The 9,423-nt window shown below is 67.3% G+C and carries 10 protein-coding genes; 5 read left to right on the forward strand and 5 right to left on the reverse strand.

What is annotated here, in order from left to right:
• Nucleotides 1–326, reverse strand: a 326-nt coding sequence (locus LBC97_04215) for a GNAT family N-acetyltransferase (GenBank protein MDR2565260.1), incomplete at its 3' end; no start/stop codon positions are given.
• Nucleotides 326–634, reverse strand: a complete 309-nt coding sequence (locus LBC97_04220) for a DUF1778 domain-containing protein (protein MDR2565261.1) — start codon at nucleotides 632–634, stop codon at nucleotides 326–328. The genes LBC97_04215 and LBC97_04220, both read right to left, overlap by 1 nt.
• 337 nt (nucleotides 635–971) lie before the next feature.
• Here LBC97_04220 and LBC97_04225 point away from each other — a divergent pair, with 337 nt between their 5' ends.
• Both LBC97_04225 and LBC97_04230 read left to right on the forward strand, forming a co-directional pair.
• Entirely contained in the window at nucleotides 972–3,320 is a 2,349-nt protein-coding gene (locus LBC97_04225; GenBank protein ID MDR2565262.1) for a DEAD/DEAH box helicase, read from the forward strand.
• Nucleotides 3,321–3,596: 276 nt separating this feature from the next.
• On the forward strand, nucleotides 3,597–3,854 hold the full coding sequence (locus tag LBC97_04230) for a BrnA antitoxin family protein (protein MDR2565263.1): 258 nt from the start codon (nucleotides 3,597–3,599) through the stop codon (nucleotides 3,852–3,854).
• 13 nt (nucleotides 3,855–3,867) lie between these two features.
• Here the strand turns inward: LBC97_04230 and LBC97_04235 are convergent, their stop codons facing one another.
• Nucleotides 3,868–4,074 carry a hypothetical protein gene (locus LBC97_04235; protein ID MDR2565264.1) on the reverse strand — a complete coding sequence of 69 codons (207 nt, stop codon included), beginning with the start codon at nucleotides 4,072–4,074 and terminating at the stop codon, nucleotides 3,868–3,870.
• Nucleotides 4,075–4,644: 570 nt separating this feature from the next.
• Here LBC97_04235 and LBC97_04240 point away from each other — a divergent pair.
• Nucleotides 4,645–5,340, forward strand: coding sequence for a helix-turn-helix domain-containing protein (locus LBC97_04240; GenBank protein MDR2565265.1), 696 nt, complete (start codon nucleotides 4,645–4,647; stop codon nucleotides 5,338–5,340).
• Nucleotides 5,337–6,254 carry a hypothetical protein gene (locus tag LBC97_04245; GenBank protein ID MDR2565266.1) on the forward strand — a complete coding sequence of 306 codons (918 nt, stop codon included), beginning with the start codon at nucleotides 5,337–5,339 and terminating at the stop codon, nucleotides 6,252–6,254. Before LBC97_04240 ends, LBC97_04245 begins: the two co-directional genes overlap by 4 nt.
• Nucleotides 6,255–6,279: 25 nt before the next feature.
• On the opposite strand, the gene LBC97_04250 is transcribed toward LBC97_04245, so the two are convergent.
• Nucleotides 6,280–7,512: an acetate/propionate family kinase gene (locus LBC97_04250; GenBank protein MDR2565267.1), complete on the reverse strand. Its 1,233-nt coding sequence runs from the start codon at nucleotides 7,510–7,512 to the stop codon at nucleotides 6,280–6,282.
• Between the two features lie 154 nt (nucleotides 7,513–7,666).
• Nucleotides 7,667–8,986 carry an ArsB/NhaD family transporter gene (locus LBC97_04255; GenBank protein MDR2565268.1) on the reverse strand — a complete coding sequence of 440 codons (1,320 nt, stop codon included), beginning with the start codon at nucleotides 8,984–8,986 and terminating at the stop codon, nucleotides 7,667–7,669.
• A gap of 154 nt (nucleotides 8,987–9,140) precedes the next feature.
• Here LBC97_04255 and LBC97_04260 point away from each other — a divergent pair, with 154 nt between their 5' ends.
• Complete coding sequence (locus LBC97_04260; GenBank protein MDR2565269.1) at nucleotides 9,141–9,422, forward strand: hypothetical protein; 282 nt, start codon at nucleotides 9,141–9,143, stop codon at nucleotides 9,420–9,422.
• The last annotated feature ends 1 nt before the right edge of the window (nucleotide 9,423 follow it).

Genomic DNA, 9,423 nt, shown 5'->3' on the forward strand with positions numbered 1-9,423 from the left:
TCGCGAAGCAGCAGGCGTCCAAGCCCCATGCCCTGCCAGCGCATGTCCGCCGCGAGCCTGGCGAGCAGCGCGCAGGGGACTTCGGTTGGTCTGCTTCGGGGATGCAAACGCTCCGGCACGAGCTCTCGGGAGACCCCCGCCATGGCGATGGCGTAATAGCCCGCGATGCGTCCGTCCCGCTCGACCACGTAGACGACCGCGTTCCCGGCCCGCTGGTTTTCCAGCGCGAACCGGGTCAGCCATTGGTCCAGTTCGCGGGCGCCGCTGGCGAAACCCTCGGTCAAGTTGTCCGGGCCAAGCCGGTGGGGCGCGGGCGCCGAGTCCATCAGGCCGAATCTCCCGCCCCGGTCCGCCCATCGGCTTCGAACAGGCGATCAAACAGGGGCGTCGGACCCGTCGGTGCTTGGAGCAGCCGTTCGAATTCGTCAAACTGGGCCGCCGTCAGGACGTAGAGGCGTCTGTCGCCAAGCAGGCGCTCGGCTTCGCCTACCGCGCTTTCCAGCACAAGGTCCGTCAGGCTGCGATCCGTCGCCTCGGCCGCCCTACGGAGCAGCGAAAGCTGGCGCCGGCTGGCGCGCAGGTTGACCCGTTCAGTTTTTCGGGGTTCGGCCCCGGTTGCGGTCGCCGTGTTCATCAGGCCCTCCGAGACTACTAGCTGTACTCACGCGATGCGTACAGAGACACGGTAGCGCCTTCGGGTGATGGGGCGCAACCGCTGGACGGCGCCCGCCGGGTTCTGGCAGCCGCCGGCGGCGACCCCGGATATTTCTCACGTCGCCGTCGCCGTTCTCGGTCGCCTGTCGCGGGCGACGGCCGAGAGCCGAACGGGAGACTCAGCGGCCAAGCGGGTCAGACGGCATCGTGCGCCGCCCCGAAACCCGGACGGTCCCAACGCGGCGAAAGGGGGAAGCCGCAACCGCCGGTCGCCGGGTATTGTGGCGCTGCCGGCTAGTCCCGCTGAAGGAGGCTTGGTGACCGAACCCAAGACCATCGCTTTGGAACACGCGCTCGCTGCGGTCCGGGCCGAAAACCAACGCCTGCGCAACCTGCTCCGCCTGACTGACGGCGCCGAGCCGCCGCCGCAACAAGCCGCGCTCGCGCTGGTCCACCCGGGCGCGCTGGACAGCCGCTCGCCCCTCCAAGCGAAAATCGCGCTGTTCGGATCCTTGTTCGCCTCGCGCCCCGACGCGTTCGCCAGGCGGTGGGACAACGGCCGCAAGCCCAAGTCCGGGTGGGGTCCGGCGGCCGCGCGCTGGTACCCCAAGGGAACCAAGCTGGAAGACAAGGAATTGTTGCCGTTGACTCCCGCCATCCTGGAAAGACATTTGCGCGGCGAGATGTACATCGGCTTATACCCGGTCCTCGTCGACGACACCTGCTGGTGGCTGGCGGCGGATTTCGACGGCGCCAGCGCCATGCTGGACGCGCACGCCTACGCCAAGGCCGCCGCTTCGCTGGGAATCCCAACGGCGCTGGAGATCTCGCATTCGGGCAAAGGCGTGCATGTGTGGATCTTCTTCAGCGAGCCCGTCCCGGCTGCCCGGGCCAGGGCACTCGGCGAGGGCTGCCTGCATCTGGCCCACGGAATCCGCGGCGCTTTGCCGCTGGGTTCGTATGACCGGCTCTTCCCCAACCAGGACACCGTCCCGCGCGGCGGCCTGGGCAACCTGATCGCCGCACCCCTGCACGGGCTTTCGCGCAAGCGCGGCACAACGGTGTTCGTCGACCCGGTGGTTTGGGAGCCGCACAAGGACCAATGGGAGTTCCTGTCGGTGCTGGACCGCGTGACGCCGGGCCAACTCGCCGCCGCGGTCAAGGCCGCGCCCGTCATAGTCGGCGAGGATGTGAAAGCGTTTCGTCCCTCGCGGGCCACGGCCATCCAGCCGCTGCCGCCGGCGCACGTCCACGCGACGCTTGGGCGCGGGCTCATTATCGCGGCGGAGGACCTGCCGCGGGGTCTGGCCGCCATCCTCCGCAACGCCGCCACCATGCGCAACCCCATGTTCTACAAGAAACAGACCATGCGCTTGCCGACCTACGGGACCCCGCGGTTCCTTCAAGGCTTCGACCTGAGCGTCGAAGGGGACGTGATTCTGCCAAGGGGGCTCACCGAGCGTGCGGCCCAACTGGTCAAGCAGGCCGGGTCGGAGCTGGTCGTGAAAGACGAGCGCCAGCGCGGAGCGGAAATTGACGTCGCGTTCTCGGGGGACCTCACCACAGTCCAGGCGGCGGCGGTCGACGCGGTCCTCGCCCATGAGGCGGGCATCCTCCAGGCCCCGACCGGCGCCGGCAAGACGGTCATGGCCTGCGCCATCATCGCCGAACGCGGGGTCAACACCCTGATCATGGTGGACAGGAAAATCCTCGCCGACCAATGGCGCGAGCGCATTCAGGCGTTCCTCGGTGTCAAACCGGGCCAAATGGGCGGCGGCCGCAAGAAGACCACCGGTGTGGTCGACATTGTGATGCTGCAATCCCTCGCGCGCCGCACCGAAGAGGAAGTCGCGGCGTTCGGCGAGCCCTACGGGCAGGTGATCGTCGACGAATGCCACCACCTGGCCGCCGGCAGCTACGAGCATTCGGTCTCCCGGATCGGCGCGACTTGGTGGCTGGGCCTCACCGCCACCCCAGAGCGCGCGGACGGCCTGGAGCAGTTGGTGACCTGGCAGTTGGGCCCCATCCGCCACGCGGTCCGCGACATCTTGCCCGCAGACGATTCCCTGACCACGCCCTATCTGGGACCCGAACGGCGATTGGTGATCCACCAGACCGCCTTCCGGGCCGCGACCGCCTACGACCCGGCCGATCCGGCCAGCCTCGCGGCCGTCTACAGGGAATTGGCCGCCGATGCCGTCCGCAACGACCAAATCGCAACGGACGTTCTGGCCGCCGTCGGCGAGGGCCGCAAGTGCTTGGTCGTCACCAAGCTCCGCGACCACGTTGACGCGTTGGCGGGCAGGGTGAGGGCGGCCGGCCACGACCCGGTCATCCTGCGCGGCGGCCTGGGCGCGAAGGAGTTGGCCGACGCCCGGAAACGCCTGGCCGCGCATCCGGCCGATCTGCCGCTGGTCGCCATCGGCACCTTGCCGTACATCGGCGAGGGGTTCGACGCCCCGGTCCTCGACACAGTCTTCCTAACCGCGCCGATCTCCTTTCCGGGCCGGCTGGTCCAGGCGATCGGCCGGATTCGGATGGGCGGCGGCAAAACGGCAGTGACGGTCCACGACTACACCGACCCGGCGGTGCCGCTGCTGGCCGCACAGTTCCGCCGCCGCCAGCCTGGCTACCGGCAACTCGGCTTCACCGAGTGGACCCGTTGACCGAATCCCCGTTGACGGAAACCTCGGCGCATGATGGCCCCCGCCGGTCGCGGGCCCCCAAGCCGCGCTTTCTGTGACGCCGGTGGAACGGGGGCGGGCCGCGGCCAGGGTTAGCGAGCAGGAGGCCGGGGATGCGGTGGCGGCGGATGCCGTCGAGGCGATCGCCCGGGTCGAGGGTCAGCCCCAGTTTCGGGTGGGAGTCCTCGATCTTGCGCGGCGGCCAGGAGCCCCTTGCCCCGAACGCGGAGCACCCGGTTCGGCAGCGGATTGGCGACTGTGCTGGCCAACTCACCGGATGCGGCGCGCTGTGGCGATCATGGTGGCCAACCTCGCGCGACGGGGTCCACCGCGACGACGGCGAACCCGCACCGCAAACGACTGAAGAAAGGGGTGACGATCCGCTTGGACGGGGACGCCGTCGGCCACTTCAAGGCGGTGGCCGCGCAAACGGGCGTCCCCTATCGGACCCTGATCAGCCTGTACCTGGCCGGCTGCGCCGCCACTGAACGCAAAAAGGCCTCGACCTGGGTGTGAGCGTTCGAACTTGTCAACCCCCTGGGCCCGGTGGTGGCACATGTCCCGGCGGGGAGAAGGTGCGGCACAGTTCGCCGAATTCGGCGTCGGCCATGGTGGCCTGGCCGATCAGGGCGCCGACGAAGGAAGTGCCGCGCAAGGACCCGAAGACGACTTTGACCGCGAGCCAGAGGCCGTGCGTGTTCCTGATGTCGGCCAGTTCGGCGGCCTTGTCGCCCATCCACGCCGCCGGCGGGCGAAGACTGAAACCTACATTCGCCGCCGAATGTAGGTCCGTATCTGGTCCGGGACGCCGAGTGTAAGTTCGTGTCTGGCACGAGCCGCCGAATGTAAGTTCCTGTCTTAGACAGATTCCCGTTTCACCTGGTCAGCGCGGCGGCAGCCTTTCGCGAGCAGATGGAATCCTACAGTCGCACGCCGAGGTCAGATGGAAACCTACGCTCGCCGCCGCACGCTAGTGCCGCACGCTAGACCGCCGCACGCTAGACGGAAAGCTACACTCGCGCTCCGAAGGAGAAGCGTCGCGGGCTCGCATGAGCAGGAGGGGCCCTTCCGTTGGCCGCCCAGTTCCGCAGCCGGCCGGGCGACCGGCAACTCGGCTTCACCGAACGCCAAGTTTGGGGCCGCTTCCCCGTGGCCCGATGCCGTCCGGTCGCCTTCCGCTCAGCAAAACGGGGATGGTCCAACCTCCGGTAGCCACGGGAGAGGTACCGTGCCATCTTCTTGGGGCGGGCGTCGACATGGTCGCCACCGTTGCATATATGCAACAGCGCGCCTAGAATCTGTGGCTATGGTTGACGCGGCTGCGCTGGTTTCGCAAGTCAGGGCCGCGCGCCAGCTTTCGATGAACGCCCTGGCGGATCTGTCCGGAGTCTCCGTTTCCACAATCTCCCGAATCGAGGCGGGCAAGACCGAGCCTTCCTGGGCCATGATTGATCGCATACTGGGCTCCGCAGGTTTCCAACTGGACTCCAAGCTCGCGGAGAAGGGTTCGGATGAGCCTCTGGCGGAGATCCTGCGTCGGTTGGAGGCGGCCGCCCCGAGCGACCGTGAGGCGATAGTGCGACGGTTCCCGGCGGCCGCCGACCTCGCGCAGGTCGCTCGCCGCGCCGGTCGCCGGCGCGTGGAGTTGTCCGGCGAACTGAGGGAGGCTGTTGGTGCCCTGGCTGCTCAAGGCCAGTCGCCCATCGTGTCGTCGGTTGAGGCCTATGTGGGAGACGTCAGCAGGACTCGATCATTCACGCCGGTGGTCTATGTTGACGACCCGGCAGCGGTGACCGGTCTGAAGGACTCGGCGTGGACTTCGCCGAGGATCATGTTTCTGCTGGCCACAACCGACAACGTGCGGACGGTCGCGCGCTGGGAGGGCGATATGCGAGTGGTGTCCAAGGAATGGGCGCTGCTTGACTCGTTGGCCTCGCCTGGAAGACAGCCAGACGCCTCGGCTTTTCTACTCGATCACCTCGTCCAGGACCTCGTGCCGTGAACGGGAAACCCGAACCAAAGCGGCGGACGCCCGCGACCCTGCAGGACCTGACATATGGCGTGCAGCGCTCACGCCGTCTCTTGATCGCCACGATCAGGGCGTTGGAGGCCTTCCAAGACGCCATCACAATCGTGGGAGCGCACGCTGTGCACGCTTGGGCGCAGGAAGCATGGGGCAACTTCGAGATGCAGGCGACCCGCGACGCGGATGTGGTCCTGAACCCGGTATTCGTGACCGCCGAGCCAAAGCTTCTTGAGGTGATGGCTTCGATAAGGATGACCCCGGCGCTCATCGACCGACCCGGCATCTACGGCTACGCGGACGAGTCAACATTGCCGCTGGGCGAGCGCAGCACCGTCGATCTCATTGTGCCGGAGGCATATGCGGGGGCCGGGCGCAGGGCCGGGCGTATTGTCGGCCAAAAGAACGCCACCGGTCGCGCCACCGGGTTGGAATTGGCAATCTGGGACCGGCATCCCCAGCAGGTGACCGCGATTGACGACACGAGTGACCAGGTAAACGCTTGGGTCGCCGGACCAGCCGCCCTACTGGTCGCGAAGGCGCACAAGGTCCACGAACGGGCGGCCCAGGCGGCCACGCGCCCGCACCGTCTGCGCGCGAAGGACTCTGGTGATGTCGCCCTGCTGATGATGGTCTCCCGACCTGACGACGTTGCGCGAGTTATGGCAGAGCGGTCAGATGAGCACCCAGAGATTGCGCTGGTAGTCGCGCGGGGCGCGCAATGGTTGATCGAAATGTACGGCGATCCCTCGTCGGTGATGCGCCGCCACGCGGCTGATGCACTGGCAGGCCGTTTCGATGACGAGCAGGTCCACGCCAGCGTCGAAGCCTGGCTGGAAGGGTTCCGCGCCACGGAAATGGTGACGGCCCTGTTTCCGGCTCCAAGGGAATAAGAGCCGTCCTGATCGGCCCCCGTCCTCAGCGGGTGGCCAGGTGTTCCCAGCGGGTGGTTGAGTTGCGTTTCCAGCCGAGGATGATGGCGGCTTCGCGGGCTATGGCGAGGGCCTCGCGTTGTTGGACCATGAGGACGGCGACTTCGGAGTGCGGGGTGGAGATGATGCGCGAGCGGATGGGGCCGTGGGTTTTCGCGTTGACGCCTTGGTCTATCTGAACGCCGAGGCAGGCCAGGCGGTCGCAGACGGCTTTGCGCATGCGGACGTCTTGTTCGCCCACGGTGCCGGTGAAGGAGATGGCCTGGGCGCCGCCCAGGATTCCGTGGAACGCGGAGATGTAGGACACGATCCGGTGGACCAGCACGTCGATGGCGAGGGCGGCGCGTTCGTCGCCTTGGTCTGCGGCGGCCCAGATTTGCCGCTGGTCGGTCATGCCGGTCAGTCCCAGCATCCCGGAGTCCTCGCTGAGGACGCGGTCGAACTCCGCGATGTCCATGCCGGTGCGTTCCATGACGTAGCGGTGGATGCCGGGGTCGATCGAGCCGCTGCGGGCGCGGGTGGGCAGCCCCTCGATCATGGTGAAGCCGGTGGACACGTCGACCGGGCGGCCGGAGTCCACGGCGGAGATCGAGGAGCCGTTGCCCAGGTAGCAGACGATCTGCCTCAGGTCGTGGCGTCCCACCAGCAACGACGCCCGTTCGGAGACGTACCGGTGGGTCAACCCGTGGAATCCGTACCGGCGAATCCGCAACCGCTCCGTCATGTCCCGGGGCAGGGCGTAGGCCGCCGCCGCCGGCGGCAGGTCCGCGAAGAAAGACGTGTCAAACACCGCGATGTGGGGCACGGCCGGCAGGAGGCGCTGCGCCGCGAGGATGCCGGTGAGCGCCTTCGGGTTGTATTCGGGGGCCAGGGGTGCGAGGTCCTCGATCGCGGCAAGAACCGCGGGCGTGACAATGGTTGCCGTGGCGAACAGGTCCGCGCCGTGGACCACGCGATGGGCCACGGCGGCGATTTCGCACCCAGGCGGCCCGTACTCGCCGAGCATCTTGAGTATCGCCGCGAGGGCGGCCTCGTGGTCCGAGAAGCGTTGATCTGCGCGGTAGGTGTGGTCGCCGACTGTGAGAACGACTTCGCCCTCGGTCCGCTGCCCCACGCCGAAGGCCTTGCCGCGCGCCAGGGGTTCCTTCTGGTCCACGTCGACAAGGTTGTACTTGATCGCGCCGAAAGCGGCGTTCACAACAAGAATCGGTCCAGACACGCTCGCTCCCGGTTCATGGTCTAGCGCCTGCGATCGGGTCGGCCGCAGCCGTCCCGGGCGCTGAGGAGGTTCCAGCGTAACAAACCGGATTCAGCGGCAGGTGGCCCCGACGATGCCGTCTCCTCCCGCCAGGCGCATACAGGCAGTCGCGCGCTCAGGCCAGCGCGAAGTACCGCAGCCACACGTACGCCCAGGCGATCCCCACTGTGAGCAGGGTGAACGGGATGCCGTACTTGGTGAACTGCCAGAACGTGATGGGCTTGCCGAAGCGGGCCGCGAGTCCCAGCACCACCACGTTGGCCCCGGCCGCGACCCCGGTCATGTTGCCGCCCAAGTCGGCCCCGAAGACGAACGCCCACCACAAGGGGCTGGCGGCCCCGGCGGAGCCGGTGGAGGCGACCATCTCCGAGACGATGGGAACCATCGCTGTTGTGTACGGGATGTTGTCGACCACGGCGCCCAGGATGGCGGAGCCGAACAGGAGGCCGGTCACTCCGACCATCTCCCGGCCGCCAACCCAGCTGGCCGCCAGTTCGCCCAGTCGGCCTATCACGCCGACCTCCACCAGCGCCCCGACCAGCACGAACAGGGCCATGAAAAAGGACAATGTGACCCATTCGACCTCCGCGAAGAACTGTTTGGGCTTAGTTCCGGAGACCATCACCATGAGCCCGGCGCCAAGCATCGCGACGATCGACGGGTCGAGGGGCACCACCGAATGGAGGCTGAACACCACCATGATGAGGGCCAGCACCGCCAGGCAGCGCGCCAGGAGGGCCTTGTTGGGAATCGCGTCGACCGGGTTGACGTCCCCCAGCGCCTCTTCCACGTCGATCGGCACTCGCAGCTCCCGCCGGAACACGACCGCGACCGCCGCCACCAACACCACCAGCAGGATGGCGGTCAGCGGCAGCGCGTGGACTAGGAAGTCCATGAAGGTGAGCCCGGCCCGCGACCCGATGATCAGGTTGGGCGGGTCCCCGATCAGGGTTGAGGTGCCCCCAATGTTGGCGGCGAAGATCAACGAGATGAGATAGGGCGCCGGGGCGATCTTGAGGCGCGCGCACACGGACAGCGTCACCGGCGTGACCAGCAAGACCACGGTGACGTTGTCCAAAATGGGGGAGAAGAACGCCGTCACCAGCATCAACACGATCAAGAGCCGGATCGGCCGCCCTTTTGAGGCGCGCGCCGCCCACAACGCGATGAACTCGAACAGGCCGGTGTGCCGCAGCACCGAGACCACAACCATCATCCCGAAGAGCAGGAAGACCACGTTCCAGTCGATCCCGGTGTGCTCGGTGAAGAACGCCGAATCCGCGTTGACCAACGGTCCGTCGGCGCGGAACAGCCCTAGGATGGTCATCCCGGCCACCCCGGCCAGCGCCGCCGCGACACGGTGAACCTTCTCCGTGGCGATCAACGCGTAGGAGACCAGAAAAAAGGTCACGGCGACAACCGTGATGACGTCCATGGTCACGACCTTTCGGGAGGGCGGGCGGCTGACTCAGCGACAAGTGCGGTCGCCACCTCTCGAACACGTCGCTCCGCCGCCGTTAAACAACGACGCCGGACGAAGTGGGGGTGTTCGGCCAGTTTACAAGACCCGAACCGCCCAATTCCGGGCCGTGCGACCCGTTCTCACGGCTGCCGATCCCGTCCGGCCACCCGGAAACGCAGAACCGGCCCAGCCGCAGGTGGTGGCCGCTTTGGAAGAACTGGCCGCCTCCGACGAGATAGTCGCGCAGAACGAATCGCAAGTCGCCTCGGCTCTCGCCGCCGCAAAGGCCGGAGCTGACTTCAGCGACGCGCTGATCATCGCCGCGGCGAACGAGGCCGGGTGCGCCCGGTCGGTCACCTTGGACGCCAAGGCCTCCCGCAAGCTCGGCTACCAACTCCTCGAACCATAAA

It is taken from the genome of Bifidobacteriaceae bacterium (genome assembly GCA_031281585.1).
GTDB lineage: Bacteria > Actinomycetota > Actinomycetes > Actinomycetales > WQXJ01 > JAIRTF01.